This is a genomic window from Streptomyces sp. CAU 1734, from assembly GCF_039888735.1.
In the GTDB taxonomy this organism is placed as follows: domain Bacteria; phylum Actinomycetota; class Actinomycetes; order Streptomycetales; family Streptomycetaceae; genus Streptomyces.
The window spans coordinates 1-25,592 of record NZ_JBDQQP010000005.1 but is presented as its reverse complement, the minus strand read 5'-3'; the positions used below and the strand labels follow the sequence as shown (position 1 = coordinate 25,592).

At 72.3% G+C, this 25,592-nt stretch carries 25 protein-coding genes, 1 pseudogene and 1 riboswitch; of the genes and pseudogenes, 15 read left to right on the top strand and 11 right to left on the bottom strand.

Going from position 1 to position 25,592, the window contains the following annotated elements; all coding sequences use genetic code 11:
* Positions 1-14: 14 nt before the first annotated feature.
* Entirely contained in the window at positions 15-1,073 is a 1,059-nt protein-coding gene (locus tag AAFN69_RS10715) for a methyltransferase (RefSeq protein ID WP_347728146.1), read from the top strand.
* 61 nt (positions 1,074-1,134) lie between these two features.
* Here AAFN69_RS10715 and AAFN69_RS10710 read toward each other — a convergent pair whose 3' ends face one another.
* From AAFN69_RS10710 to AAFN69_RS10680, 7 genes are all read right to left on the bottom strand, one after another.
* Positions 1,135-1,518 carry a TcmI family type II polyketide cyclase gene (locus AAFN69_RS10710; protein ID WP_347728145.1) on the bottom strand — a complete coding sequence of 128 codons (384 nt, stop codon included), beginning with the start codon at positions 1,516-1,518 and terminating at the stop codon, positions 1,135-1,137.
* A gap of 16 nt (positions 1,519-1,534) precedes the next feature.
* Positions 1,535-2,014: an SRPBCC family protein gene (locus AAFN69_RS10705; RefSeq protein ID WP_347728144.1), complete on the bottom strand. Its 480-nt coding sequence runs from the start codon at positions 2,012-2,014 to the stop codon at positions 1,535-1,537.
* A gap of 2 nt (positions 2,015-2,016) precedes the next feature.
* Positions 2,017-2,280 (bottom strand): acyl carrier protein, encoded by a 264-nt coding sequence (locus AAFN69_RS10700; protein ID WP_347728143.1) that lies wholly within the window; start codon positions 2,278-2,280, stop codon positions 2,017-2,019.
* A gap of 160 nt (positions 2,281-2,440) precedes the next feature.
* On the bottom strand, positions 2,441-3,697 hold the full coding sequence (locus tag AAFN69_RS10695) for a ketosynthase chain-length factor (RefSeq protein ID WP_347728142.1): 1,257 nt from the start codon (positions 3,695-3,697) through the stop codon (positions 2,441-2,443).
* A complete protein-coding gene (locus AAFN69_RS10690; RefSeq protein WP_347728141.1) occupies positions 3,694-4,962 on the bottom strand; it encodes a beta-ketoacyl-[acyl-carrier-protein] synthase family protein in 1,269 nt (422 codons plus the stop codon). Before AAFN69_RS10690 ends, AAFN69_RS10695 begins: the two co-directional genes overlap by 4 nt.
* A complete protein-coding gene (locus AAFN69_RS10685; protein ID WP_347728140.1) occupies positions 4,959-5,390 on the bottom strand; it encodes a cupin domain-containing protein in 432 nt (143 codons plus the stop codon). The genes AAFN69_RS10690 and AAFN69_RS10685 overlap by 4 nt, the downstream gene beginning before the upstream one ends.
* A gap of 68 nt (positions 5,391-5,458) precedes the next feature.
* A complete protein-coding gene (locus AAFN69_RS10680) occupies positions 5,459-6,583 on the bottom strand; it encodes a SchA/CurD-like domain-containing protein (protein WP_347728139.1) in 1,125 nt (374 codons plus the stop codon).
* Between the two features lie 240 nt (positions 6,584-6,823).
* On the opposite strand from AAFN69_RS10680, the gene AAFN69_RS10675 reads away from it, so the two are divergent.
* Together AAFN69_RS10675 and AAFN69_RS10670 are read left to right on the top strand one after the other, a co-directional pair.
* Positions 6,824-8,485 carry an FAD-dependent monooxygenase gene (locus AAFN69_RS10675; RefSeq protein WP_347728138.1) on the top strand — a complete coding sequence of 554 codons (1,662 nt, stop codon included), beginning with the start codon at positions 6,824-6,826 and terminating at the stop codon, positions 8,483-8,485.
* Between the two features lie 176 nt (positions 8,486-8,661).
* The gene (locus AAFN69_RS10670) at positions 8,662-11,331 is read left to right on the top strand and encodes a SpoIIE family protein phosphatase (RefSeq protein ID WP_347728137.1); all 2,670 of its coding nucleotides are present in this window, start codon (positions 8,662-8,664) and stop codon (positions 11,329-11,331) included.
* Here the strand turns inward: AAFN69_RS10670 and AAFN69_RS10665 are convergent.
* Both AAFN69_RS10665 and AAFN69_RS10660 read right to left on the bottom strand, forming a co-directional pair.
* Positions 11,324-12,115 carry a DUF1775 domain-containing protein gene (locus AAFN69_RS10665; RefSeq protein WP_347728136.1) on the bottom strand — a complete coding sequence of 264 codons (792 nt, stop codon included), beginning with the start codon at positions 12,113-12,115 and terminating at the stop codon, positions 11,324-11,326. The two genes, AAFN69_RS10670 and AAFN69_RS10665, sit on opposite strands and share 8 nt — an antisense overlap.
* Positions 12,116-13,386: 1,271 nt before the next feature.
* Positions 13,387-13,968, bottom strand: a complete 582-nt coding sequence (locus AAFN69_RS10660; protein WP_347728522.1) for a histidine phosphatase family protein — start codon at positions 13,966-13,968, stop codon at positions 13,387-13,389.
* A 48-nt stretch (positions 13,969-14,016) separates the two neighbouring features.
* Positions 14,017-14,158, top strand: a riboswitch (cobalamin riboswitch).
* A 43-nt stretch (positions 14,159-14,201) separates the two neighbouring features.
* Here AAFN69_RS10660 and AAFN69_RS10655 point away from each other — a divergent pair.
* From AAFN69_RS10655 to AAFN69_RS10645, 3 genes are all read left to right on the top strand, one after another.
* Positions 14,202-14,423, top strand: a complete 222-nt coding sequence (locus AAFN69_RS10655; RefSeq protein WP_347728135.1) for a CbtB-domain containing protein — start codon at positions 14,202-14,204, stop codon at positions 14,421-14,423.
* 15 nt (positions 14,424-14,438) lie between these two features.
* Complete coding sequence (locus AAFN69_RS10650) at positions 14,439-15,197, top strand: CbtA family protein (RefSeq protein ID WP_347728134.1); 759 nt, start codon at positions 14,439-14,441, stop codon at positions 15,195-15,197.
* Between the two features lie 176 nt (positions 15,198-15,373).
* A complete protein-coding gene (locus AAFN69_RS10645; protein ID WP_347728133.1) occupies positions 15,374-15,820 on the top strand; it encodes a VOC family protein in 447 nt (148 codons plus the stop codon).
* Here the strand turns inward: AAFN69_RS10645 and AAFN69_RS10640 are convergent.
* Both AAFN69_RS10640 and AAFN69_RS10635 read right to left on the bottom strand, forming a co-directional pair.
* Complete coding sequence (locus AAFN69_RS10640) at positions 15,706-16,518, bottom strand: helix-turn-helix domain-containing protein (protein WP_347728132.1); 813 nt, start codon at positions 16,516-16,518, stop codon at positions 15,706-15,708. The two genes, AAFN69_RS10645 and AAFN69_RS10640, sit on opposite strands and share 115 nt — an antisense overlap.
* Positions 16,515-17,696 (bottom strand): YihY/virulence factor BrkB family protein, encoded by a 1,182-nt coding sequence (locus AAFN69_RS10635; protein WP_347728131.1) that lies wholly within the window; start codon positions 17,694-17,696, stop codon positions 16,515-16,517. Before AAFN69_RS10635 ends, AAFN69_RS10640 begins: the two co-directional genes overlap by 4 nt.
* A gap of 17 nt (positions 17,697-17,713) precedes the next feature.
* Here AAFN69_RS10635 and AAFN69_RS10630 point away from each other — a divergent pair, with 17 nt between their 5' ends.
* The 9 genes and pseudogenes from AAFN69_RS10630 to AAFN69_RS10590 all read left to right on the top strand — a co-directional run.
* Positions 17,714-19,348 carry an acyl-CoA dehydrogenase family protein gene (locus AAFN69_RS10630; protein WP_347728130.1) on the top strand — a complete coding sequence of 545 codons (1,635 nt, stop codon included), beginning with the start codon at positions 17,714-17,716 and terminating at the stop codon, positions 19,346-19,348.
* Positions 19,349-19,588: 240 nt separating this feature from the next.
* Complete coding sequence (locus tag AAFN69_RS10625) at positions 19,589-20,836, top strand: GAF domain-containing protein (protein ID WP_347728129.1); 1,248 nt, start codon at positions 19,589-19,591, stop codon at positions 20,834-20,836.
* 5 nt (positions 20,837-20,841) lie between these two features.
* Positions 20,842-21,417 (top strand): GNAT family N-acetyltransferase, encoded by a 576-nt coding sequence (locus tag AAFN69_RS10620; protein WP_347728128.1) that lies wholly within the window; start codon positions 20,842-20,844, stop codon positions 21,415-21,417.
* Positions 21,418-21,811: 394 nt separating this feature from the next.
* The gene (locus tag AAFN69_RS10615; RefSeq protein ID WP_313904670.1) at positions 21,812-21,895 is read left to right on the top strand and encodes a putative leader peptide; all 84 of its coding nucleotides are present in this window, start codon (positions 21,812-21,814) and stop codon (positions 21,893-21,895) included.
* A 242-nt stretch (positions 21,896-22,137) separates the two neighbouring features.
* Entirely contained in the window at positions 22,138-23,835 is a 1,698-nt protein-coding gene (locus AAFN69_RS10610) for a nitrite/sulfite reductase (RefSeq protein ID WP_347728127.1), read from the top strand.
* Complete coding sequence (locus AAFN69_RS10605; RefSeq protein WP_347728126.1) at positions 23,832-24,020, top strand: hypothetical protein; 189 nt, start codon at positions 23,832-23,834, stop codon at positions 24,018-24,020. The genes AAFN69_RS10610 and AAFN69_RS10605 overlap by 4 nt, the downstream gene beginning before the upstream one ends.
* Positions 24,017-24,715, top strand: a complete 699-nt coding sequence (locus AAFN69_RS10600; protein WP_347728125.1) for a phosphoadenylyl-sulfate reductase — start codon at positions 24,017-24,019, stop codon at positions 24,713-24,715. Before AAFN69_RS10605 ends, AAFN69_RS10600 begins: the two co-directional genes overlap by 4 nt.
* Entirely contained in the window at positions 24,697-25,272 is a 576-nt protein-coding gene (gene cysC, locus AAFN69_RS10595) for an adenylyl-sulfate kinase (protein ID WP_347728124.1), read from the top strand. Before AAFN69_RS10600 ends, cysC begins: the two co-directional genes overlap by 19 nt.
* 163 nt (positions 25,273-25,435) lie before the next feature.
* A pseudogene (locus AAFN69_RS10590) lies at positions 25,436-25,592 on the top strand (sulfate adenylyltransferase small subunit); the annotation flags it as partial.

Below are 25,592 nucleotides of genomic sequence, written 5' to 3'. Positions count from 1 at the left end.
AGATTCGAGGCCGTATGACCACCGTCAGCACCAAGCCCACCCCCGCCGGACCCGCCGGCGCCTCCCCTCCCCCGGCCATGCGGCTGCGGGAACTCGTCTTCGGAGCCGCGGGCGCGGCGGCCGTGCGGGCCGCGGCGCGGCTCGGGGTCGCCGACGCGCTCGGCGAGGTGCCCGCCACCGCGGAGCAGCTCGCCACCGCCGTGAACGCCGCGCCGCTGCCGCTGCGCAGGCTGCTGCGCGCGCTCTCCTGTTACGGAGTCTTCGAGGAGCGGCCGGACGGGACCTTCGGGCACACCGAGATGTCCCGGATGCTCCGCGAGGACGATCCGCACACCCTGCGCAATATCGCCCTCTGGTGCACCGAGCCCTGGACCTGGGCGGCCTGGCCGCTGCTGGACGGCGCGGTGCGCTCCGGGGGCGATGTCTTCCAGGAGCTCTACGGCAAGGGCTTCTTCGAGTATCTGCACCAGGACGCGCACGACTCGGCGCAGGTGTTCAACCGTGCCATGACCGCCTCCAGCAAGCAGTCCGCCGAGGATGTCGCCGAACTCCTCGATCTGACCGGGATCGGCTCGGTCGCGGACATCGGCGGCGGCCAGGGGCATGTACTCGCCCGGCTCCTGGAGAAGCACCCCGCGCTCCGGGGCACCCTCCTCGATCTGCCCGATGTGGTCGCCAAGGCGGACCCCCGGCTGCGGAAGGGCGGCGCGCTGGCCGGGCGGGCCGAGATCGTCCCCGGTGACTGCCGCCGGGAGATCCCGGTCGACGCCGATCTCTACATCATCAAGAACATCCTGGAGTGGGACGACGAGAGCACCCGCGCCACGCTGGGCAATGTGGTCGCGGCGGCCCGGCCCGGGGCCAGGGTCGTGGTGATCGAGAATCTGGTGGACGACACACCGTCCATGAAGTTCACCACCTCGATGGATCTGCTGCTGCTGCTCAATGTCGGCGGGGCCAAGCACACCCGGCGGAGCATGGTGGAGCGGATGACCGACGCGGGGCTGCCGCCCGGGGAGATCCGGCCGGTCAACCCCTATCTGCATGCGTTCGAAGCGGTGGTGCCGGGCTGAGCCGGGACGGCCGGCGCCCCGGGTCCTCCGGTCGGGAGGTGCCCGGGGCGCCGGCGGTCGGTCAGCGGTCGCGCTCCCAGCGGTAGAAGCTGCGGGCCATCGCGTCCTGGGGGCCGCGCCAGGTGGCCGGGTCGTAGGGACTGATGTACGCCGTCAGCCGGTCGCAGAGGTCGCGGAACCGCGGATGGCCGTTCACCTTCTCGATCTCCGGTCCCGGCGGCCGGTCGGCCTCGATGAGGTGCAGATACACATCGCCGCCGAACTGGAACAGGGTGCGCCGTCTGACGCCGACGAGATGGGGCAGTTCGCCCGCGTCGGAGTCGGCGAAGAGCTCCGCGATGCCGTCGGCGGACCCGGGGTTCATCCGGGCCACGATCAGCGACAGATGCGGGGCGGGGACGCCCGCCGGCCCGGAGCGGGCGGCGGAGTGGGAGACATCGGTCATGGCCGCTGCCCTCCCGTCAGCCGGCCGCGGGGGCGGCGGCGCGGCGCTCCCGGTCGCGCTGCTCGATCTTGTCCCGGATCAGGGCGAGCTGGACCTTGGAGTTGCGGTTGATGTTGTCGGTCATCCACGCGTCGTCGACCGGGGCGTCCGGCTTCATCGCGAAATCCTGCCGCCAGTGCATCCGGGTCCCGCCCGGGACCTCCGTGTACTCCCAGTGAATGTTCATATGGGCGAACGGCCCGGTCTCGACGCGGCGGGCGCGCACCGTCCGGCTCTCCTTGTCCGGAGTGCGCTCCGAGACCCAGCTCCACACCTTGCCGTTGTCGTCGGGGTGCATGGTGAGCCGGAAGGTGGTGGTGTCCCCCTGGCGGTCCAGCACCTCGACCGAGGCGTACTCGCTGAAGAGCTGCGGCCAGTTCTCCAGGTCGTTGGTGATGTCCCAGACCAGGTCCAGGGGTGCTTTGACGGTGATCTCGTTCTCGGTGTGTCCGGGCACTTTCAGGCTCCGCTCTTCTTGGGCAGGGAGGTGTTCACCAGGTCGAGGAATTCGCGCGGGGTACGGCACTTCTCCGCGTCCGGCGGCATCGATCCGCCGTGCCGGTTCTCCAGCGAGGCGACGATGCCGAGCAGGCCGAGGGAGTCGAGTCCGTACTCCTCGAAGGGGGTGTCGGCGCGGGCGGCGAGATCGGCGGGCTCGACCTGGATTCCGGCGTTCTGCCGCATCAGGGCGGCGAGATCGTCCGAGGTCACGGTGTTGGGCATGGGTGCTCTCCTTGTGAGGTGAGGGAACCGGGGGAAGCCGCCGCGGGGGCGGGGGATGTGTCCCCCGCGGCGCGGCGGGGCGGGGTGCGCGCCGCCGGGCCCGCCCTGGTTCTCCGGCCGGGGCACCGGGGCGCCGGATCCGGCACGGAGCGGGGCGGCCTCATTGCCCGGCCTCCGCCGTGCGGACGACCAGCGCCGCGTTCGACCCCATCAGCCCCCTGCTGAGCACCAGGGCGGTGCGCAGGGACGCCCGGCGGGCCGCGCCGGTCACCAGGTCGATGTCATGGCAGATGTCGAAGACATTGGGGGTCGGCGGGACGAGCCCGTGCTCCATCGCCAGCACCGCGGCGGCCACATCGAGCACCGGCCCGCCGCAGTACGCCCGTCCGATCCCGGTCTTCGGCGCGGTGACCGGCACGCTCCGCCCGTGCCGCCCGAGGGCGTCGCCGATCGCCAGGGCCTCCGCGCGGTCCGCCGCCGGCACTCCGAGGGCGTCCGCGAAGACCACGTCGATCTCCTCCGGCGCGCACCCGGCCGCCGCCAGCGCGCCGGTGATGGCGCGGGCCAGCCCCTGGCGGGACTCCGGCCAGCGGGACGGACCGGTGAAGGTGGCGCCGTGGCCGGCGATCAGCGCACGCGGCCGGGCGCCGCGCCGCAGGGCGGCGTTCTCCTCCTCCACCACCAGCATCGCGCCGCCCTCGGCGGGCACGAAGCCGCGCGCGTCGGAGGTGAAGGGCCGGTAGGCGCGGGCCGGGTCGTCGCAGGTGCTCAGATCCTCGTAGCCGAGCTGGCAGACCACCGAGTACGGCGCGAGCGGCGCCTCGGCGGAGCCGACGACCACGGCGTCGGTGCCGCGGCCGATGGCCCCGGCGGCGTGGGCGAAGGCGTCGAGCCCGCCGGCCTCGTCGCTGCACACCACCCCGCAGGGGCCCTTGAAGCCGCCGCGGATGGAGATCTGGCCGGTGCTGGCCGCGTAGAACCAGGCGATCGACTGGTACGGGCCGACGAAGCGGGGGCTCTTGCCCCACAGCGCCTGGAGTTCGCGCTGCCCGAACTCGCCGCCGCCGGAGCCGGCCGCGGTCACCACCCCGACCTCGAAGGGGGAGCCCTCGTAGTCGGCGCGGCCGAGCCGGGCGTCGGCGAGGGCGAGATCGGCCGCCGCCATGGCGAAGTGGGTGAAGCGGTCGGTCTGCACCAGGAACCGCTGCTCCACCAGGGAGGACGGTTCCAGGTCGCGCACCTCGCCGCCGACCTTGAGCGGCAGCTTCTCGCACCCCTCGCGGGTGATCCGGTCCAGGACGCTGATGCCTTCCTGGGTGGCCTTCCAGAAGACGTCCGCGCCGACTCCGTTGGGGGCGATGACCCCCAGTCCGGTGACGACGGTGCGCCGGGTCCGGGCGGGCCGGGAGCCGCTCATCTTGTCCTCCCAAAGGGCCGGGTCAGCACGACCGCGGACTGGAATCCGCCGAACCCGCTGCCGACGGAGAGCACATGGCGCAGCTTCCGGGCGCGGGCGGTGCGCGGCACATAGTCCAGATCGCACTCGGGGTCGGGGGTCTCGTAGTTGGCCGTCGGCGGGACGGCCTGCCGGTCCATGGCGAGGACACAGGCGACGAGTTCGATGGCGCCGATCGCGCCCAGTGAGTGGCCCACCATGGATTTGATGGAGCTCATCGGGGTGTCGAAGGCATGGGATCCGAGGGAGCGCTTGACGGCCGCGGTCTCGTGGCGGTCGTTCTGCTTGGTTCCGGAGCCGTGCGCGTTGACATAGTCGATCCGCGAGCTGTCGAGCCGGGCGTGGGCGAGGGCGGTGTCGATGGCGCGGGCCATCTCCAGGCCGTCGGTGGTCAGTCCGGTCATGTGGTAGGCGTTGCCGAAGGTGGCGTACCCGCCGATCTCGCAGTGGACGGTGGCGCCGCGGGCCCGGGCGTGCTCCAGCTCCTCCAGTACGAGGACGGCGCCGCCCTCGCCCATCACGAAGCCGTCGCGGTTGGCGTCGAAGGGGCGGGAGGCGTGCTCGGGGTCGTCGTTGTTGGGCGAGGTGGCCTTGATGGCGTCGAAGCAGGCCACGGTGATGGGGGAGATCGGGGAGTCGGACGCGCCCGCGATCACGACGTCGGCCCGGCCCTCCTCGATGGCGTGGAAGGCGTATCCGACGGCGTCCAGTCCCGAGGTGCAGCCGGTGGAGACGGTCTGCACCGGTCCGTGCGCGCCGATCTGCTCGGCGATGGCGGAGGCGAGGGTGCTCGGGGAGAAGGCCCGGTGGAGATGGTCCCCGGCGGGCCGGTGGTCGACGTCCCAGCGGCTGCCGGCGGAGGAGACGGCGACATAGTCGTGCTCCAGGCGGGTGGTACCGCCGACCGCGGTGCCGAGCGAGACGCCGATCCGCCAGGGGTCCTCGGCGGCGGGGTCGAGACCCGCGTCGCGTATCGCCTCCCGGGCGGCGACCAGCGCGAACTGTATGTACCGGTCCGATCGGGCCACCTCTTCGGGGGTGAGGCCCCGCTCGTACGGGTCGAAGTCGACCTCGGCCGCGATCCGGGAGCGGAAGCCCTCCGGGTCGAAGAGGGTGATGCCCCGGGTCGCGGTGCGCCCGTCGGCGAGCAGGTCCCAGAAGGCCCGGGTGCCGACTCCGCCGGGAGCGACGACGCCGATCCCGGTGACCGCCACCCGCCGGTTCACGAAACGACCCCAGTCCGTTCCGGGGGTGTCTTCGCGGCCGGGGCGGTCTCCTCGGTGTCGACATGGCCGAGTTCGGGCCGGGGGGCGAGCGGGCCGAGATGGAAGACCATCCGGGCCTCGGTGTCGCCGACATTGCGGAAGCGGTGCCGGGTGTTCACCGGGATCAGCAGTCCCTGGTCGGGGCGGAGCGGATGCGGCTCGCCGTCCAGGTCGACCTCCAGGCGGCCGCTGACCACATAGATGAACTCCTCGGAGTACGGGTGGTAGTGCTCACCGATGCGCTCGCCGGGCTGCACGATCGCCAGGCCCATGAAGCCGCTGGTGGCGCCGACGGCGGTCGGGGTGAGCAGGGCGCGGAGATCGCCTCCGCGCCGGGTGTTGGGCTGGGTCTCGCTGAGGTCCACGATGAGTGGGCGGGGCGTGGTCATGCTGGGTTCCTCTTCTCCCGGTGATGCGGTGGTGCGGGCCGGCGGCTCGACCGGCGCCCGGCGGGGGGTCAGGACTCCGGCGGAGCCGTCCGGTCGGTGATGAGCTGCATGTCGGCGCCGGTCAGATGACGGGCGAGGGCCGCCTCGGTGCCCCGCGCCAGGCTCTCGCCGTCGGCCAGCAGCCGGGCGAGTACCGCGGCCTTGCGCCGCCCCTGTACTCCGAGGGCGAGGGACGGGTGGTCGTCGAGCGGGCCACTGACGTCGATGAGGCGCACCACGATGTCGTCGCGGTGGAAGACGGTGCTGCTCACGATGGGGCCGGCCGGATTCTCGGCGGCCGCCTCGTCCTGCCGGGAGAGCAGCCGCGCCACGGCGAGACCGCAATCCGGCTTCGCCCGGTAGAAGAGCGCATGCCGGTTGACCTCGTCGTCGGCCGGTCCGTCGGCGGAGACATGGTGTACGGCGGGCAGGGCCGCGCGGGTGAAGAAGAGCCGGGCGGAGTTGGAGTCGTCCAGGTCCCGGTCCTGCTCCAGATAGGGGTTGATGGCCTCCTCGACCGCGCGCACCTCGGGCTGCCGGGCGACATGGCGCAGGGCGGCCATCAGATCGCCCTGCACCTCGATGGCCCGGACGATCCGGTTGCCCTGCATGAACAGGGAGGTGCGGCGGAGCCTGGTGTGGTCGTCCACCCGGGCGGCCGGGGAGGTGTATCCGGCGAGGATCTTGGCGACCGTCTTCTCGCTGCCGGGCCTGACGGTGAAGGTGAGCGCGTGGCGCACGACCCCGTCGCCGACCCGGGGCGATGCCTGGAGTCCGCCCTTGAGCAGGGCCTGCGGGGCGGCGCTGAACGCCTGCCCGGTCTCCCGCAGCACGCTGAAGCGCAGCGAGCGGGTGTCCCGTACACAGTGGTGCAGCGGCTGCACGGTCTCCACATGTGCCTCGCTGTTCACCCAGGCGAGGAAGGGCGGCGCGCTCTCCCACTCGCTGGTGATCAGCCACTGGGAGGGGTTCTCGATGGACTGGCAGAGCTGGTCACTGATGTGACCGGGCACCGAGGCGACATGGTTGCGCATGTGCTCATACGCCTCCAGGAACTGCTTCTGAGCGCCGTCGTAGAGGTCCAGCAGCAGGACGACCCGAAGCCTGGAGCCGTCGAAGGCGGACTGCGATATCCGTTCCGACACGGTAGTCATCTGTCGTTCTCACTCCTTCGCGACCGCGCCGCCGCCACAGACATGGCCCGTCGTCAGTCATCAGGTGGGATCCGCTCCCGGCGGGGGTCGGCCGCCCTGCGGATGCGCACGGTCGCCCCCGAATGGCCCGGGGCGCTCCCGTGAATCGATCGTGGTCCCGTACCACGTGTGGCGCGAGAGATGGGCACCAAGCGGGTGAATGGGCGGGGCAACGGCCGCTCCGGCGGGCACAGAGAACGCATGGAAGGGACCGAAAGAAACGCAGCCCCCCGTGTCATCCGCGTACCGATCCTGATCGTGGGCGGATCCCTGGTGGGGCTCTCCACCTCGATGTTCCTGAGCCGGCACGGCATCGGGCATCTGCTGGTCGAGAAGCACGCGGGCACCTCGACGCATCCGCGCGGGCGGGGCATCAACATCCGTTCGATGGAGCTGTTCCGCCGGGCGGGAGTCGAGTCGGAGATCCGGGAGGCGGCGGCCGTCCTCGCCGGCAACCACGGGATCCTTCAGGCCGGCTCGCTGACCGGCGACGACCAGCGCTGGCTGTTCCGGGAGATCGACCCGGCCGGCTCGGCCGAGCGGATCAGCCCGTCGGCCTGGTGCCTGTGCAGCCAGAACGACATCGAGCCGGTGCTCGCCGCGCGCACCCGGGAGCTGGGGGCGGAGCTGCGCTTCTCCACCGAACTGCTCTCCTTCGAGCAGGACGACTCGGGGGTGACGGCGCTGATCGCCGACCGGGAGACCGGGGAGCACACCACCGTACGGGCCGACTACCTGGTGGCGGCGGACGGACCGCGCAGTCCGGTACGGGAACGGCTCGGCATCGGCCAGAGCGGTGACGGCGAGCTGTTCCACAATGTGAGCCTGACCTTCACCTCGCGGGGACTGGGCGCCATCGTGGGGGACCGCCGCTTCATCGTCTGCTATCTGGTGCGGCCGGGGGCGGACGGGGCGCTGCTGCCGGTCGACAACGGCGAGCACTGGGTCTTCCACGCGCCCTGGCATCCGGAGCTGGGCGAGACGCTGGAGGACTTCACCGACGAGCGCTGCCGGGACCACATCCGGCGGGCGGTCGGGGCGCCGGATCTGGATGTGGAGATCACCGGGAAGGCTCCGTGGCATGCGGCCGAACGGGTGGCGCGCCGGTACTCGTCGGGCCGGGTCTTCCTGGCCGGTGACTCGGCCCATGAGATGTCCCCGACCGGGGCGTTCGGCTCCAACACCGGTATCCAGGACGCGCACAACCTGGCGTGGAAGCTGGCGGCGGTGGTACGCGGCTGGGCGGGCCCGGGGCTGCTGGAGACCTATGGCGAGGAGCGGCTGCCGGTGGCCCGGGCGACCGGTGAGCGGGCCTCCGCCCGTTCGGCCGAACACGCCCATCCCGGTTACGCGCCGCCGGTCCTGCCGGGCGGCGGGCGGGGCGCGAGGCAGGCCGGGATGCTCACGGTGGCCATGGGCTACCGCTATCCGCGGGGCGCGGTCACCGGTGCCGACCCGGAGCTGCCGGTGGTGCCGGAGAGCCTCGGTCTGCTGGGCGAGCCGGGGACGAGGGCACCGCATCTGCGGGTCATCGACCGGACGGGGGAGCGGATCTCCACCCTCGATCTGTACGAGCGGGTGCCCGTGGTGCTGTGCGGGGCGGGCGCCGCGTGGCGGGACGCGGCGGTCAAGGCGGCGGCGCGGCTCTCCGTACCGCTGGCGGTGTACGCGATCGGCGAGGGCCCGCTCGCCGATCTGGTGCCCGAGGAGGGCGCGGACTGGACGGCCGTGCACGGGACCACGGGTGAGGGGGCGCTGCTGATCCGGCCGGACGGCTTCGTGGCCTGGCGGTCGGCGGGTGCGGTGCTCGACCCGGAGCGGGCCGTGGAGGAGGCGCTGACGCGGGTGCTGCGGCTGGAGTGACGGGCCGTCGGCCGGTGCGCGGGGCCGGCCCGGCCGGCGGAGGGGGAATCGGCGCGGAATCGGCGCCCGGAGCATCATCCGCACCACGGGATTCCCGCAAACGCGTCGCACGGATGACCAGCGCGTTCTACCGTGCGCGGATAGCCCACCGGCTGCGGGAGGTGTAGAAAGAGGACATGGCCGCACGTAACGGTCGCCCAGGTTCGGTTCTCAGGATGCGGACCGTCGCGGGCCAGGTCTTTCTCCTCCAGGTGACGATCGTGCTGTTGCTGGTGACGGCCGGGATCGCCGCGCTCGTGGTCCAGTCGCACAATTCCAGTGAGCGCGAGGCCGCCAACCGCTCGGTCGCGGTGGCGGAGACCTATGCCGGCTCGCCGGGTATCGAGGCGGCGCTGCGCAGCCCAGATCCGGGCGCGGTCCTCCAGCCCAGCACGGAGAACGTCCGCAAGCGGGCCCATGTCGACTTCCTCGTGGTCATGGACGTCAACGGCCTGCGCTACACCCATCCGCTGCCCGAACTGGTGGGGAATCAGTTCCAGGGCGATGTGGAAGCGGCCCGCGACGGCGAGGTCGTCACCGAGGAGGTGTCGAGCAGCATCGGCCGGCTCGTCCAGTCCGTGGTGCCGGTCTTCGGCTCCGACGGGACGGTCATCGGCCTGGTCGCCGCCGGGGTCACCCTGGAGCGGGTCGACAATGTCGTCGAGGACCGGTTCCCGCTGCTCTTCGGGGCCGCGGCGGGTGTGCTGCTGCTCAGCACCGGCGGCACCGCGCTGATCACCCGGCGGCTGCGGCGGCAGACCCGGGGCCTCGGCCCCGCCGAGATGACCCGGATGTACGAGCACCACGACGCCGTTCTGCACGCCGTGCGGGAGGGTGTGGTCATCGTCGGCGACGACGGGCGGCTGCTGCTCGCCAACGACGAGGCCAGACGGCTGCTGAACCTGCCGCCCAAGGTCGAGGGCCGGCAGGTGAGCGAGCTGGGGCTCGACACGGTCACCGCGCATCTGCTGGAGTCGGGCCGGATCGCCAACGACGAGGTGCACCAGATCGGCGACCGGCTGCTCGCCGTCAACCAGCGCACCACCGACGCCGACGGCGGGCCGCCCGGCAGCGTGGCCACCTTCCGGGACACCACCGAACTCCGCGCGCTCAGCGGCCGGGCCGACGTCGCCCAGGGGCGGCTCAAACTGCTCTACGAGGCCGGGACCGAGATCGGCACCACCCTCGATGTGGTCCGCACCTGCGAGGAGCTGGTCGGCTTCGCCGCCGGGCGGTTCGCCGACTTCGCCACCGTCGATCTCACCGAGACCGTGCTGCGCGGCGAGGAACCCCAGGCCAGCGGTACCGGGGTCGAGATGCGCCGGGTGGCCGCCGGCGGGCTCTGGCACCAGTCGGCGCACTTCCCCCTCGGCACCCGCATCCGCTACAAGGAGACCACCCGCATGGGCTCGGGCCTCGGCAAGGGCGAGGCCATCCTCGAACGCGAGCTCGGTGCCTACAGCGGCTGGGAACAGCAGTCACCCGAACGGGCCAGACTGCTGGTGGAGTCCGGATTCCACTCGATGATCGCGGTACCGCTGCGGGCCCGGGGGGCGATTCTCGGCGTGGCCCTCTTCTGGCGCTCGGAGAACCCCGAGGCGTTCGAGGAGGAGGACCGCTCCCTCGCCGAGGAACTGGTCGCCCGCGCGGCCGTCAGCGTGGACAACGCGCGCCGCTACACCCGGGAGCACACCACCGCGGTGACCCTCCAGCGCAGTCTGCTGCCGAGCGGGCTGCCCGACCAGAACGCCCTCGACGTCTCCTACCGCTACCGCCCCGCCCAGGCCGGGCTCGGCGGCCTCGGCGGGGTGGGCGGCGACTGGTTCGACATCATTCCGCTGCCCGGCGCCCGGGTGGCCCTCGTGGTGGGCGATGTCGTCGGCCACGGTGTCCACGCCGCCGCCACCATGGGGCTGCTGCGCACGGCCGTGCACAACTTCTCCACCCTCGACCTGCCGCCCGACGAGCTCCTGTGGCACCTCGACGAACTCGTCGCCCGGATCGACCAGGACGAGGCGGTGGGCGGCCGGGCCCAGGTCATCGGCGCCACCTGCCTCTACGCCATCTACGACCCGGCCACCGGCCGCTGCACCGTGGCGCGCGCCGGCCACCTCCAGCCGCTGGTCCTCCACCCCGACGGCACCGCCTTCTTCCCCGAGGTCCCCGGCGGTCCGCCGCTCGGCCTCAGCGGGCTGCCCTTCGAGACCCTCGAACTCGACCTCCCCGAGGACAGCACGCTGGTGCTGTACACCGACGGCCTCGTCGAGGACCGCGAACGGGACATCGACGAGGGTCTCGAACTGCTCCGCACCACCGTGGCGGGCCGGCGGGAGCGCACCCCCGACGAGATCTGCGAGGCGATCCTGGACGCGCTCCTCCCGGAGCGCCCCCGCGACGACATCGCCCTCCTGGTCGGACGCACCCGGGTGCTCGACGCCACCCGGGTGGCCGAATGGGAGGTCCCCTCCGACCCGTCCGCCGTCGGCGAGGTGCGCGCCGCCGTCACCCGCACCCTCACCGAGTGGAATCTGGAGGAGGAGGCGTTCACCACCGAGCTGATCCTGAGCGAGCTGGTCACCAACGCGATCCGGTACGCGATCGGCCCCATCCGGGTCCGCCTCATCCGGGACCGCGCGCTGATCTGCGAGGTGTCGGACCACAGCAGCACCTCCCCGCATCTGCGCCAGGCCGCGAGCACCGACGAGGGCGGCCGGGGACTCTTCCTGGTGGCCCAGTTCGCCCAGCGCTGGGGCACCCGCTACACCCCGGACGGCAAGGTGATCTGGACGGAACAGGCGATCACCTGACGGCCTGGCTGCGGCGCTTGACCAGCCAGATGATCACGCCGATCACGACGACGGCCACGCCTCCGAGGACGATCAGGAGCACCGTGCCGCCCTTGCCGTCGCTGTCGCTGTCACCGGACTTGGGCTTCGGCTTGGCCGCCGCCTGGGTGTCCACCTGCCCGTCGGCCCCCGGTGTCGCGGACGCCGGCGCCCCCGGTGTCGCGGACGGGGCCGGAGTCCCCTGGCTCTCCGAGGTCACCGGCGACTCGGTGGCCGGCGCCACCCCGCTCTTCGGGGTGGACCCCGGGGTCGGGCTCTTGAGCTTCAGCACCGGCGCCGGATTCTCCAGCTTCGCCCCGCCCCGGGGCTCCTCGATCCAGCGCGCGATCTTGCCGTCGCCGTAGGTCTCCACGGTCTTGAAGACCAGCGACTTCGCGTCCGGCAACTGCTTGACCACAATGCTGTAGACCGCGTCCACACCCACCGCGAGCGGCTTCCCGCCGAGGATGTATCCGCCCTGGGCCTGCGCGAACTTCCAGCCCTTGGGCGCCTTCCCCAGGCTCACCTCCCCCACCGATATGCCCGCCGGCAGCGCCACTTGGAGCTTGGCGATCCCCGCGGTGTCCGACTCGGCCTCCGAGTGGAAGGTGATCGTGACGTTCTTCGCCAGCGCGCGGGGGTTGGAAGCGGACACTCCGGCGTGTGCCGCGGCCGGTCCCGCGCCGATGACAACCGCACCGATGGCGGCGGCGCCGGCGAGGGCGGTACCGACGAGACGGGTGCGGCGGACTGTGGGGTTGCTCATGGTTCTCCTCGAACGAACAGATCATGGGAACGCCCACCGGTCCCGGCACGCGCCCGGGCGCGTGCCGGGACCGGCATCCGCGACGACACTGGCAACGGTGTGTTCGGTTCCCCATACATGGCGGCCCCATCATTCCCGACGGAGCCCGCCCGGGTCAGCGGTATCTCCCTAACGGTCGGGTGCGGATGCGGTGTTCTTCCGTGGCTCGGCCCCGGACCCGGGCGCGGCTGCCTCCGGCGGGGCGGAATCTTGTGCGCCCTCGCCCGTGGTGCGGGTCCCTTTCCGGGGCTCCGCCCCGGCCCCGGCGCGGCTGCCTCCGGCGGGGCTGAATTTTGTTGCCCTCGTTCGCGGGTGCGGGTCGGTGTGGGGGCGGTGTCGCGTCCGCCTTGTGCTGTCCGGGGTCCCGGGGTGCGGGTGTTTTCCCGGGGCTCCGCCCCGGACCCGGCGCCTCAATCGCCGGCGAGGCTGAATTTGCTTGCCCTCGTTCACGGGTGCGGGCGGGTGCGTGGGCGGTGTCGCGTCCCCGCCCGCGTCGTTCGGGGTCCCGGGTGCGGGGCTCTTCTTGTGCGCCTCGTGCCCTGTGTTGTTCGGGTTGTCCGGGGTGCGGGCCTTCAGACGCCTTCGGCGCCTTGCGGTGCCTCGGGGTCTTGTTCCGTTCACTCCCCTCCGGGGCGCGGGTACGGGGCGGGAGTGCTTGTGTCATGGCGGCCTGGGGGTCCTCCGGGCTCGACTCCTCAGAGCCGGCGGAAACCGGCCCACTTGTCCTGCGTACCCCGGTCTTACCGCCGGCTCTTCCGGGGACGACCCTGCACACCCCCTCCACGAGCGTCGCCCGATAAGCGGCCCCCCACCACCCCCGGGCTTGTTCTCGTGCGGGAGCGCCCGCCCAGAAGCACCCGCCCACTCTGACGCCCGTCACCCACTCACCCACGGGTGACGTTCCGGAGCGGGGTTCCCCGCCTTGTGAAACCGTCCCGGGACGCACGGACGGACAGACCACTGTCATCACGCACTGGGCTTACTCGCGGAAAGGGGGACGCGCAGGAGCGGTACTGGGGCATCAAGCGTGATTTGTGGCGCAAACCCGGGCGAACAGAACAAGACCGGGAGACCGCGCCGTAAATCATGCAGCCCCAGTACCGAACCGGAGCGGCACCCAACCCGCACACACAAGAACCCCACCCGGGGAAACAGGCAACCCGCACCAACAACAGCCCCGCCGAAGGCAGCCGCGCCGGACCCGGGGCCGAGCCCCGGAAACGCCACCCCAGCTACAGCCCCCACCCCACCCGCGCATTCCACCGCGCACCCCGCCCCGTCAGCTCCACCCCCCTCAGCGGCGCCACATCGAGCCGCCAGAAGACCTCCGTCCCCGCCCCGAGCGCGTGGACCAGGGCGGCGCGGATCACCGCGGCGTCGGCGACCGCCACAACCCGGCCGGAGTCCGGCGGCAGGGACTCCAGCCACGCGCCCACCCGCGCGCAGAGCTCCCGCAGGGTCTCCCCGCCGTGCGGCGCGGCCGACGGGTCGGTGAGCCACGCGGAGACCGCGTCGGGTTCGGCCCCGCTCACCTCGGCGAGGGTGCGGCCGTGCCAGCGGCCGAGCCGCCACTCCGTGAGCCCGGGCTCGACCCGCGCCGTGAGCCCCAACTCCGCGGCGGTCTCGCGGCACCGCAGCGAGGGCCCGCTCAGGGCATGGCCGGCGGCCGGCAGGGACCCGGCTGCGGCCCGCGCCGCCCGCGCCGCCCGCACGGCCCGCAGCCCCGCCGCGTCGAGCGGGGCATCCGCCTCGAACCGCGCCTCCCGCAGCGCCGCCGTCATCGCGGGTGAGACCAGCGTCAGCCGGATCGTCACCGCCACCTCCCGCTCATTCATTTTCGGCCACCACGCACCGTAGCGGACCGCCTCCGCAAGCGATACGGTCACGTGTACATGACGAAGGTCGGCGGAAGTCCGGTGGAAATCCGGCACGGTCGCGCCACTGTGTTCCCGTCCCGCGCCCGCGGGGCGGAGAGTCAGACCCGCCGCCCTCGCATCACGCACAAGGCACCACGACCGGGACGCGTGTTCCCTCAGGAGGTTCTGCCATGGCTCAGTCCGCTGTGCCCCCCAACGCCGGCGCCGCACCGGCCATCGCCCCGATATCGCTGAAGGCGATAGCTCCCTGGGCGGTCTTCTTCGGCATTCTGATGCTGGTCCTGCTCTACTTCGTCGGGGCGGAGCAGGGCGCGGTCTCGCTGGTCGCCGGTGAGACCGTGCACGAGTGGGTCCATGACGGGCGTCATCTTCTCGGCTTCCCCTGCCACTGAGGCGCGCGCTGATCCATGAACTCCATATCTGTGAGAGCCCTGCTGGTCCGCGGCATGCTCGCGGGCCTGATCGCGGGCGCGGCGGCCATGCTGGTCGCGTACTTCCTCGGTGAGGGTCCGGTCGACTCGGCCATCGCCTTCGAGGAGAGCAACAGTCATGAGCACGGCGGCGAGGAACTGGTCAGCCGGGTCATGCAGTCGACGGCCGGACTCGCCACCGGCGTGCTGGTCTTCGGTGTCGCCATCGGCGGCATCGCGGCCCTCGCCTACTGTGTGGCGCTCGGCCGGGTCGGGCGGTTCGGCCCGCGGGCCACGGCCGCGCTGGTGGCGCTCGGCGCGCTGGTGACGGTGTATGTGGTGCCGTACTTCAAGTATCCGCCGAATCCGCCGGCGGTCGGCGATCCGGACACCATCGGCCAGCGCACCGGGCTGTACTTCCTGATGATCGTGCTGAGTGTGCTGCTCGCGGTGGCCGCGGTGATTCTCGGGAAACGGCTGGTGCCCCGGCTGGGCACCTGGTGGGCGACGGTCGCCGCGGCGGCCGGCTTCGTCGTGGCGGTGGGGCTCGCCTATGCGTTCCTGCCGTCGTTCGACGAGGTGCCGAAGGGCTTCCCGGCCGCGGTGGTCTGGGAGTTCCGGCTGGCGACACTCGCCATCCAGGTGACCCTGTGGACGGTGTTCGGCCTGGTCTTCGGCCAGTTGGCGGAGCGGCTGCTCACGCCGGGGGCACGGGTGCCGGAGGCGGAGAGCGCGAGCCGGGCCGCGGCGAACTGAGCGGAAACGGATCGCGGCCCCGCGGCGAGGGGCCGCGATCCTCCCCGGGCGGCCCCGCCCGGGGCATGCCCGCGCCACGCACGCCCGCGCCGCACACGCCCGCGCCGCACACGCCCGCGCCACGCACGTCCGATTCGTTCAAGACCGGGCGCCCGGTCCCGTTCTACCGTGGCGCCATGACTCCACGTTTCGACTCCATCAGCCTCGTCGCGTCCGACATGGCCGCCTCGCTCGCCTTCTACCGCCGGCTCGGCCTCGACATCCCGCCCGGTGCGGAGACCGCCCCTCATGTCGAGGTGACCCTTCCCGGCGGCGTACGGCTGCTGTGGGACACCGAGGACGTCATCCGCTCCTTCGACCCCGGGTGGACCCCGCCGAGCGGTGGCGACCGCTCCGGGCTCGCCTTCCGCTGCGCGGACGCCGGGGAGGTGGACGCGGTGTACGCGGAGCTCACGGCGGCCGGGTACACCGGGCATCTCGCGCCGTGGGACGCGGTCTGGGGACAGCGTTACGCGGTGATCCTGGACCCGGACGGGACCGGGGTCTCGCTCTTCGCGGACACCGCGCCCGAGAAGGACACCGCCCCCGGGAAGGACACCGCGCCCGGGAAGGCGGCCGTGTAGGCGGTCAGCGTCGTACCGGCCAGCTCGCGCATCTCCCGGGCGAGATGCGCCTGGTCGGCGCAGCCCGCCGCCGGCGCGGCGGCGGCGTACGGCACACCGTCCCGGATCAGCGCCAGCGCCCGCTGGAGGCGGAGTACGCGGGCGAGGGTCTTGGGCCCGTAGCCGAAGGCGTCGAGCGAGCGGCGGTGGAGCTGCCGGGCGCCGAGGCCGACGGCCCGCGCGGTGTCGGCGACGGTACGCCCCTCGCGGAGCCGGCGCACGACCTCGGCCAGGGCCGGGTCCGGGGGCGAGGGAGCGCGGGCGGCCCGGTCCAGGGCGATGCGCTCCAGCTCGGCCGCCGGGTCGGCGGCGGCGTCGACCCGCTCGGTGAGCCGGCGCGCCTCGGCGGCGTTCCAGAGCCCGTCGAGCGCGACCCGCCGGTCGCGGAGCTCTCGGGCGCGGACCCCGAGCAGCGCCGGTGCGGTGCCGGGGGCGAGCCTGATGCCGGCGAAGCGGGTGCCCGGCGGGGCGGTGGGGGCCTGCGCGCGGGTGTCGGGTCCGGCCACGAGCAGCCGGCCGGGGGTCCAGAGCAGGTCCATACAGCCGTCGGGAAGGACCGGGCGGGCGCCGGAGTGCGGCTGTTCCCAGACGACGGCGCCCCGGAGCGCGGAGGGCCGTTCCCGGTACCCGGTCCCGGAGGGCCGGGAGGAGCCGCTCACTCCCCCGGGCCCGGCGGCGCGGGCGGCGGCTTCTGGTGGTGGTTGCCGTGCAGCCGGGAGCGGACATCGTCCGGGGGCAGAAAGCGCGACCAGCGTTCCGGGAATTCCGAGGGCATGTCCCCGGAGCCCCCGCCGTCGTCGTCCTCGTCGTCGTCCTCGTCCTCGTCGTAGGCGGCGAAGATGTGCGCGGCCCGCGCCCGGGCCAGTACCTCCGCCGCCTGTGCGGCGCGCACCCGCTCATTGGCGGCACGGGCCGCCGCGGTCGCGGCGGCCGGCCACACCCGGTCGATCGCGGCGTTGACGGCGGCGCCGACGAGGACCGCGAAGGCGGAGATGCCGATCCACAGCAGTACCGCGATCGGCGCGGCCAGCGAGCCGTAGATGGTCGGGCCCTCGACCGTGCTGGTGAGGTAGATCCGGAGCAGGAAGCTGCCGAAGACCCACATCGCGAGGGCCACGAGCGCACCCGGCACATCCTCGATCCAGGGCGAGCGCACGGGTACGGAGACGTGGTAGAGCGTGGTCAGGAAGGCGATCGAGAGCAGGCTCACCACCGGCCAGTACATGACCGTGACGACCGTGGTGCCCCAGGGGATCCACTCCACCACCCGGTCGGGGCCGGCCACCGCGAGCGGCAGCACCACCGCGCCGATCAGCAGGGCGATGATGTAGAGCAGGAACGCCAGCAGCCGGGTGGCGACGATGCCCCGGTGGCCGTCGAGTCCGTACATCACGGTGATGGTGTCGATGAAGACATTGACCGCCCGCGAGCCGGACCAGAGCGCGATGGCGAAGCCGATCGAGATGAGGTCGGGCCGGCCGCCGTGGGTGACGTCGGCCAGGAGCGGTTTGGCGATGTCGTTGACGCCGCGTTCGGACAGCACGGTGCCGACCGCGTTGAGGATGTTCGCCTCGATCGACGCGACCGTGGTGGTGTTGGTCCAGTCGTCGATGTAGCCGAGCAGTCCGAGCAGCCCCAGCATGAGGGGCGGCAGGGACAGAAGAGTGAAGAACGCCGCCTCGGCGGCGAGCCCGAGGATCCGGTACTCGATGCACGAATTGACGGTGTCCTTCAGAAGCAGCCAGGTCATCTTCCGCTTGGAGACGTTGCGGTAGAGGACTCGGGCCCGGTGGAGTCTGCCCGGTGGCCGCTCGGGTGTTTCATTTGCTGCCTGCACCTCCTTACCGTATCGGCATGGCAGCGAGCACCCACACAGTGACCAACCAGGCTCCGCCCCTGGTCGGGTACGACGTGTACCGCGCGGACCGGGCTCTGGCCGAGGCCGTGGAGCGGCATGTCGGGCCGGAGCTCATCGAGACGGTACGGGCGGAACTCAGCGCGCTGGGCCGGGAGGCCGGTTCGGCGCGGACGCGGGAGCGGGGGGTGCGGGCCAATGAGCACTCGCCCGTGCTCCGCACCCATGACCGGTACGGGAACCGGATCGACGAGGTGGAGTTCGATCCGGCGTGGCACCAACTTCTCGGCCGGGCGGTCGGGGCCGGGCTGACCAATGCCTGGGGAAGACCGTCGGGGCATGTCCGGCGCGCCGCGGGGTTCCTGGTGTGGACACAGACCGAGTCGGGGCAGGGCTGTCCGCTGTCGATGACCCATGCGGCGGTGCCCGCGCTGCGGACCGATCCGGGGCTGGCCGCCGCGTGGGAGCCCCGGCTGACCTCGCAGGTGTACACGGAGGGGCTGCTGCCGCCCGCGTCCAAGGCCGGGAATCTCCTCGGCATGGGGATGACGGAGAAGCAGGGCGGCAGCGATGTCCGCACCAACACGACGGAGGCGCGGCCGCTGGACGCGGCCGGCGAGTACGTCCTGACGGGGCACAAGTGGTTCTGCTCCGCGCCGATGTCGGACGGTTTTCTGGTGCTGGCGCAGGCGCCGGGCGGGCTGACGTGTTTTCTGGTGCCCCGGGTGCTGGAGGACGGGACCCGGAACGTCTTCCGGATCCAGCGGCTCAAGGACAAGCTGGGCAACCGGTCGAACGCCTCGGCCGAGGTCGAGTTCGACGGGACCTGGGCGCGCCGGGTCGGGGACGAGGGCCGGGGGGTGCGGACCATCATCGAGATGGTGGCGGCGACCCGGCTGGACTGTGTCGTCGGCTCGGCGGCGCTGATGCGCCAGGCGGTGGCCCAGGCGATCCACCACAGCGCGTACCGGAGCGCCTTCGGCGGACCGCTGATCGACAAGCCGCTGATGCGCAATGTGCTGGCCGATCTGGCGCTGGAGTCGGAGGCGGCGACGGTGCTGGGGCTGCGGCTGGCGGCGGCGTACGACGCGGACACCGAGGCGGAGCGGGCGTTTCTCCGGCTGGCGGTGCCGGCGGCGAAGTACTGGGTGACCAAGCGGTGCACGCCGGTGGTGGGCGAGGCGCTGGAGTGTCTGGGCGGCAATGGCTATGTGGAGGAGTCGGGGCTGCCCCGGCTGCTGCGGGAGGCGCCGCTGAATTCGATCTGGGAGGGATCGGGGAATGTGCAGGCGCTCGATGTGCTGCGGGCGCTCCAGCGGGAGCCGCTGGCGCTGAACGCCTTCCTGGAGGAGGTGGGGGCGGCGCGCGGCGCCGATCACCGGCTGGACGGCGCGATCAAGGCGCTGCTGACGGAGCTGGCCGATCTGGCGGGCGCGGAGGCGCGGGCGCGGCGGCTGGTGGAGCGGATGGCGCTGGTGCTCCAGGGCTCGCTGCTGGTGCGCTGGGCTCCGCCGGAGGTGGCGGACGCGTTCTGCGCCTCGCGGCTGGGCGGTGACTGGGGGTCGGCGTTCGGGACCCTGCCGCACACCCTGGGACTCGGGGCGGTGGTGGAGCGGGCCCGGGCGGTGGTGTGACACCCGCGCGTAGTGGATGATCATGCTCGGGGTGGTGCTGCGCCGACACGGCACCACCCCTCGCGCTGCTCACCCTCGTACATGCGCGCGCACGTCCGCGAGGGTTGCAGGGGGTTGCAGCCATATGCCGTACGGGCCGGAGCGTATCGGCTCCTACGGCGGATGGCGGACGACCCGTACGCGGTCCCCGGCCGTGTCCCTTATCGGCCCCGCACAGTTTCGCCGCGCAGGAGGACCCGCGTGCAGACCCGACCGATCGATCTGGCCACTCTCGCCGCCATGGACGCCTCGGAGGCGATCCGTCTGCTGAAGGGGGTGCGGGAGGCGGCGCTCAGCGGGCGCCGGCCGCCGGTGGGGCCGCGCGCGGACATCGCGGACTCCTGGCGGCGGCTGCTGCGCGACGGGGTGGATCCGGAGCGGATCCGTCCGGTTGGGCTGCTCCCGCTTCAGGAGATCGAGCGGCGGCGGTACGACTCGGCGCTGCGGGAGGTGCTGCCGGTGCTGCGGGACGGGCTGGTGTCGATCGCGGAGGCGGCCCAGCACGTGATGATCGTCGCCGATGCCGAGGGGCGGCTGCTGTGGCGCGAGGGGAAGACCGCCGTGCTGCGGAAGGCGGACGCGCACGGCTTCGTCCTCGGCGCCGATCTCAGCGAGGAATTCATGGGCACCAATGCCGTGGGGACCTCACTGGTGACGCGGCGGCCGATCCAGGTGCACGCGGCCGAGCACTTCGTCGCCGCGCATCACTCGTGGACCTGTGCCGGGGTACCGGTCACCGACCCCCGGGACGGCAGGCTGCTCGGGGTGATCACCGCCTGCGGGCCGCTGTCCACCCTGCATCCGACCACACTCGCCCTGGTGACCTCGGTGACCCGGCTCGCCGAGGCCGAGTTGCGGACCGCGCATCTCGCGGCGCTGGACCGGCTGCGCGGGGTCGCGGCCCCGCTGCTGGGCCGGCTGGCCGGCCGGGCCGTGGCGGTGGACCCCAATGGCTGGCCGGCCGCCGTGGTGGGGATGCCGCCGCCGGGCCGGCTCACCCTGCCGAGGGCGCCGGCGGACGGGCGCTGCTGGCTGCCGTCGCTCGGGATGTGCACGATGGAGCCGCTGCCGGGCGGCTGGCTGGTGCGGGTGGAGGAGTACGACCCGGCGGCGGACGCGGCGACCCGGGTGGTGCTGGATCTGAGCAGACCCCGGCGGGCGTCGGTGACGGTGTCGTGCGCCACGGGGAGCTGGACCCAGGAGCTGAGCCCGCGCCATGCCGAGCTGCTGCGGGCGCTGGCCCTCCACCGGGAGGGCCGGAGCGCGGCGGAGCTGGCCGGCGATCTCTTCGGTGATCCGTCACGTACGGTCACGGTACGGGCGGAGATGTCGCGGTTGCGGCGGCATCTGGCCCAGGTCCTGGCGAGCCGCCCGTACCGGTTCGCGGAGGGAGTGCGGGTCGAGGTGGTGCCCCGGCTTCGTCCCGAACGGCCCGGCGTGCTTCCCTGACCTGTATGAACACCGTAGTGACCACCTGGTATCTGGAGCAGACCGACGCCGCGGCGCAGCGCCCGTCCGCCGCACCCCCGGAAGAGGTGCGCATCGTCCGCGCGGAGGTGCCCTCGCCCGAGTTCAGCCGTTTTCTCTACGCTTCGGTGGGTGGGGACATCCAGTGGACGGACCGGCTGGGGCTCACCTACGCGGAGTGGGAGGAGGCGCTCGGCAGGCCGGGCACCGAGACCTGGGTGGCGTACGACCGTGGCACCCCGGCCGGATACGCGGAGATCGCGGCCCGGGACGACGGCTCGGTGGAGATCGTCTACTTCGGGCTGATCCCGGCCTTCCGGGGGCGGCGGATCGGCGGCCATCTCCTGTCGTGCGCCGTGGCGCGGGCCTGGGATCTGGCGGACCGGTGGCCGGATCTGGCGCCGACGAAGCGGGTCTGGCTGCACACCTGCTCGCTGGACGGGCCGCACGCGATGGACAACTACCTGCGCCGCGGATTCGTCCTCTGCGACACCAAGACGGCCGAGGAGCCGGAGCGGCCCAACCCCGGCCCCTGGCCCGGTTCCCACCCCGAGCACCCCTGACCCCGCCGCCGCGAGCGGCTCCGGCCGTCCGCGCACCCCGCTGACCAGCCGCCGGGCGGTCGCGGGCGCTCCCCCGCCGGGCGCCCGGCGGCGCCGGGTCATCACGCGGCAATCACCGGGTCAATTCCGCACCATCGCCCGATCCGGCGCCGCGGCGGCGCCGGATCCCCCGACCGGCCCGGCGTCCCGCCATGCGGACAGCCCTTCAGCGCTCCGACCGGCCCGTCGTCCCGCCGACCGGGACGGCGAAAACGCGCCACGACCTGAGCGAACCGGGCGAAGCCGGGCGCGCGGCCAAGTGACCGACCGAACAGTGTCTCGTCAGGCGAGACGATGCTGTCCACTATGCGGATAACGGTGGACTGTCGTCCGATCGCCGTGACAGGCTTCCGCCATGTCTGGAACTGGAATTGCCTTGGTGAGTCGGCGGCACGTCGATCTCGGCCGCATGTCCAGCGCCATCTGTCCCGCCTGCTGACAGGCCGGCACGGCTGGGGCGTCATTCCCCGTGTCCGCCCGGTCGCCGCACCGCCGCGACGACCGCGCCACACCGCCGCGTTCCGCGCTCCACGCCCGCACCACGCTTCCGCAGCTCTCCTGCCCTCGGACCTCCCCGGCTGAGCACCCCTGAGATCACCGGTCACCCCCTGCGCACCGCCGCGCCACCCGCGAGTGTGCAGTTCAGAGCCGCCCTCCCGCAGTCTCGAAGGACAAACCGCCATGGCCGCCACCCCTGAAAAGCCCACCCCCGCCGCCCCCCGGCGCAGAGCCGGACGCCATCGCGGCGAGGGCCAGTGGGCCGTTGGCCACATGACGCCGCTGAACGCCAATGAGCAGGCCAAGAGAGACGACGACGGTCTCAATGTGCGGACACGCATTGAGACGATCTACTCCAAGCGCGGCTTCGACTCCATCGACGGCGCCGATCTGCGCGGCCGGATGCGCTGGTGGGGTCTGTACACCCAGCGCAAGCCCGGGATCGACGGCGGCAAGACCGCGATCCTGGAGCCGGAGGAGCTGGACGACGAGTACTTCATGATGCGCGTCCGCATCGACGGCGGACGGCTCACCACACAGCAGCTGAAGGTCATCGGCGAGATCTCCCAGGAGTTCGCCCGCGGCACCGCCGACATCACCGACCGGCAGAACGTCCAGTACCACTGGATCCGCATCGAGGACGTGCCGGAGATCTGGCGCCGGCTCGAAGCGGTCGGGCTCTCCAGCACCGAGGCATGCGGCGACACCCCCCGGGTCATCCTCGGCTCGCCCGTCGCGGGCATCGCCGAGGACGAGATCATCGACGGCACCCCCGCCATCGACGAGATCTACCGCCGGATCGTCGGCAACAAGGACTTCTCCAACCTGCCCCGCAAGTTCAAGTCCGCGATCTCCGGTTCACCCCAGCTCGATGTGGCCCACGAGATCAACGACATCGCCTTCGTCGGCGTCGACCACCCCGAACTGGGCCCCGGTTTCGACGTCTGGGTCGGCGGCGGCCTCTCCACCAACCCCAAGATCGGTGTCCGGCTCGGCACCTGGGTCTCGCTGGACGAGGTCCCCGATGTGTACGAGGGCGTCATCTCGATCTTCCGGGACTACGGCTACCGCCGGCTGCGCACCCGCGCCCGGCTGAAGTTCCTGGTCGCCGACTGGGGTCCGGAGAAGTTCCGCCAGGTCCTGGAGGAGCAGTACCTCCTCCGCAAGCTCGCCGACGGGCCCGCGCCCGACCAGCCGGTGGAGCAGTGGCGCGACCACGTGGGTGTGCACCGGCAGCGGGACGGACGGTTCTACGTGGGGTTCGCGCCCCGGGTCGGCCGGGTCGACGGCACCATCCTCACCAAGGTCGCCCAGCTGGCCGAGGACCACGGCTCCGGCCGGATCCGCACCACCGCCGAGCAGAAGATGATCGTGCTCGACATCGAGGAGGACCGCGTCGAATCGGTCGTCGCCGGCCTGGAGGCACTCGATCTGCGGGTCACCCCCTCCCCCTTCCGGCGCGGCACCATGGCCTGCACCGGCATCGAGTTCTGCAAGCTGGCGATCGTCGAGACCAAGGGCCGCGCCGCCTCGCTCATCGATGAGCTGGAGCGCCGGCTGCCCGACTTCGACCAGCCCCTCACCATCAATGTCAACGGCTGCCCGAACGCCTGCGCCCGTATCCAGGTGGCGGACATCGGTCTCAAGGGCCAGCTGATGCTGGACGCCGACGGCAACCAGGTGGAGGGCTACCAGGTCCACCTCGGCGGAGCGCTCGGCCTGGAGCCAGGCTTCGGCCGCAAGGTCCGCGGTCTCAAGGTCTCCTCGGCCGAACTCACCGACTACGTCGAGCGGGTGGTCCTGCGCTTCCAGGCGGAGCGCGAGGACGGCGAGCGCTTCGCCACCTGGGCCGCCCGCGCCTCCGAGGAGGCGCTGTCATGAGCGAGCGCGCGGCACCCTTCTACTGCCCCTACTGCGGTGACGAGGATCTGCGGCCGAGCGAACAGGGCCACGGCGCCTGGGAGTGCGCGGCCTGCAACCGGGCCTTTCAGCTGAAGTATCTCGGTCTGCTGAGCCGCGGCTTCCAGCGCGCCCCGGGAACGGACGACGGGGGTGAGCGAATATGACGGCGGTGAGCACCACCGGACTCCGCGAGCTGGCCGAGCGGGCGGGGCGCGACCTGGAGGACGCCTCCGCGCTCACCATTCTCGAATGGGCCGCCGAAACGTTTGGTCCCCGCTTCTGTGTCACCTCCTCGATGGAGGACGCGGTCGTGGCCCATCTCGCCTCCCGCGCCCTTCCCGGTGTCGATGTCGTCTTCCTCGACACCGGCTACCACTTCCCCGAGACCATCGGGACCCGGGACGCCGTCGAGGCGGTGATGGACGTACGGCTGATCACCCTCACCCCCCGGCAGAGCGTGGCCGAGCAGGACGCCGAGCACGGCCCGCGGCTGCACGACCGCGACCCCGATCTCTGCTGCGCCCTGCGCAAGGTCAAGCCGCTGGAGGAGGGCCTGGCCGGATACGACGCCTGGGCCACCGGGCTGCGCCGCGACGAGTCCCCGACCCGGGCGAACACCCCGGTCATCGGCTGGGACGAGCGGCGGCGGAAGGTCAAGGTCTCCCCGATCGCCCGCTGGACCCAGGACGATGTGGACGGCTATGTCGCCGAACACGGCGTCCTCACCAACCCGCTGCTGATGGACGGTTACGCCTCCGTCGGCTGCGAGCCCTGCACCCGCCGGGTGCTGGAGGGCGAGGACGCACGGGCCGGCCGCTGGGCCGGACGGGGAAAGACGGAATGCGGGCTGCACGGCTGATGACAACGCTGGGAGAGAACGACGTGACTGGAGCCACCGTCTGGCTCACCGGGCTGCCGAGCGCCGGCAAGACCACCATCGCCTACGCGCTGGCGGAGCGGCTGCGCGCGGAGGGACGCCGGACCGAAGTCCTCGACGGGGACGAGATCCGCGAATTCCTCTCGGCGGGCCTCGGCTTCAGCCGCGAGGACCGGCACACCAATGTGCAGCGGATCGGCTTCGTCGCCGAACTGCTCGCCTCCCACGGGGTGACCGTGCTGGTGCCCGTGATCGCACCGTACCGGGACAGCAGGGACGCGGTCCGCAAGCGCCACGCGGCCGAGTCCACCCCCTATGTCGAGGTCCATGTCTCGACCCCGGTCGAGGTCTGCTCCGAGCGCGATGTGAAGGGTCTGTACGCCAAGCAGGCGGCCGGCGAGATCAGCGGACTCACCGGGGTGGACGACCCCTATGAGGCGCCCGAGTCGCCCGATCTGCGGATCGAGTCCCAGCACCAGACGGTCCAGGAGTCGGCGGCGGCGCTCCACGCGCTGCTGACCGAGCGGGGCGTTCTGTGACGGGATCGCACCGCGGCTCCCCGCACGGCAAGGGCGCGTATGGCTACGGCGCACGCGCCGGGGGTACGTTCCCGCGCAGGACCGGCCCGTACCGGCCGCATCAGACCATGACCACCGCAGCCCCGGCGCACCCGGCCGGAGCACCGAACAGAGGGGACGCAGCATGACGACGGTCACCGACAGTCCATATGCGCTCAGCCACCTCGACGCGCTCGAATCCGAGGCGGTGCACATCTTCCGTGAGGTGGCGGGTGAGTTCGAGCGGCCGGTGATTCTCTTCTCCGGCGGCAAGGACTCCATCGTCATGCTCCATCTGGCGC

Coding starts and splice junctions, on each gene's coding strand:
- AAFN69_RS10715 (WP_347728146.1), top strand. CDS start 15: ATGACCACCGTCAGCACCAAGCCCACCCCCGCCGGACCCGCCGGCGCC.
- AAFN69_RS10710 (WP_347728145.1), bottom strand. CDS start 1,518: ATGACCGATGTCTCCCACTCCGCCGCCCGCTCCGGGCCGGCGGGCGTC.
- AAFN69_RS10700 (WP_347728143.1), bottom strand. CDS start 2,280: ATGCCCAACACCGTGACCTCGGACGATCTCGCCGCCCTGATGCGGCAG.
- AAFN69_RS10695 (WP_347728142.1), bottom strand. CDS start 3,697: ATGAGCGGCTCCCGGCCCGCCCGGACCCGGCGCACCGTCGTCACCGGA.
- AAFN69_RS10685 (WP_347728140.1), bottom strand. CDS start 5,390: ATGACCACGCCCCGCCCACTCATCGTGGACCTCAGCGAGACCCAGCCC.
- AAFN69_RS10680 (WP_347728139.1), bottom strand. CDS start 6,583: ATGACTACCGTGTCGGAACGGATATCGCAGTCCGCCTTCGACGGCTCC.
- AAFN69_RS10675 (WP_347728138.1), top strand. CDS start 6,824: ATGGAAGGGACCGAAAGAAACGCAGCCCCCCGTGTCATCCGCGTACCG.
- AAFN69_RS10670 (WP_347728137.1), top strand. CDS start 8,662: ATGGCCGCACGTAACGGTCGCCCAGGTTCGGTTCTCAGGATGCGGACC.
- AAFN69_RS10665 (WP_347728136.1), bottom strand. CDS start 12,115: ATGAGCAACCCCACAGTCCGCCGCACCCGTCTCGTCGGTACCGCCCTC.
- AAFN69_RS10655 (WP_347728135.1), top strand. CDS start 14,202: ATGGCTCAGTCCGCTGTGCCCCCCAACGCCGGCGCCGCACCGGCCATC.
- AAFN69_RS10650 (WP_347728134.1), top strand. CDS start 14,439: ATGAACTCCATATCTGTGAGAGCCCTGCTGGTCCGCGGCATGCTCGCG.
- AAFN69_RS10645 (WP_347728133.1), top strand. CDS start 15,374: ATGACTCCACGTTTCGACTCCATCAGCCTCGTCGCGTCCGACATGGCC.
- AAFN69_RS10630 (WP_347728130.1), top strand. CDS start 17,714: ATGGCAGCGAGCACCCACACAGTGACCAACCAGGCTCCGCCCCTGGTC.
- AAFN69_RS10620 (WP_347728128.1), top strand. CDS start 20,842: ATGAACACCGTAGTGACCACCTGGTATCTGGAGCAGACCGACGCCGCG.
- AAFN69_RS10615 (WP_313904670.1), top strand. CDS start 21,812: ATGTCTGGAACTGGAATTGCCTTGGTGAGTCGGCGGCACGTCGATCTC.
- AAFN69_RS10610 (WP_347728127.1), top strand. CDS start 22,138: ATGGCCGCCACCCCTGAAAAGCCCACCCCCGCCGCCCCCCGGCGCAGA.
- AAFN69_RS10605 (WP_347728126.1), top strand. CDS start 23,832: ATGAGCGAGCGCGCGGCACCCTTCTACTGCCCCTACTGCGGTGACGAG.
- AAFN69_RS10600 (WP_347728125.1), top strand. CDS start 24,017: ATGACGGCGGTGAGCACCACCGGACTCCGCGAGCTGGCCGAGCGGGCG.
- cysC (WP_347728124.1), top strand. CDS start 24,697: ATGCGGGCTGCACGGCTGATGACAACGCTGGGAGAGAACGACGTGACT.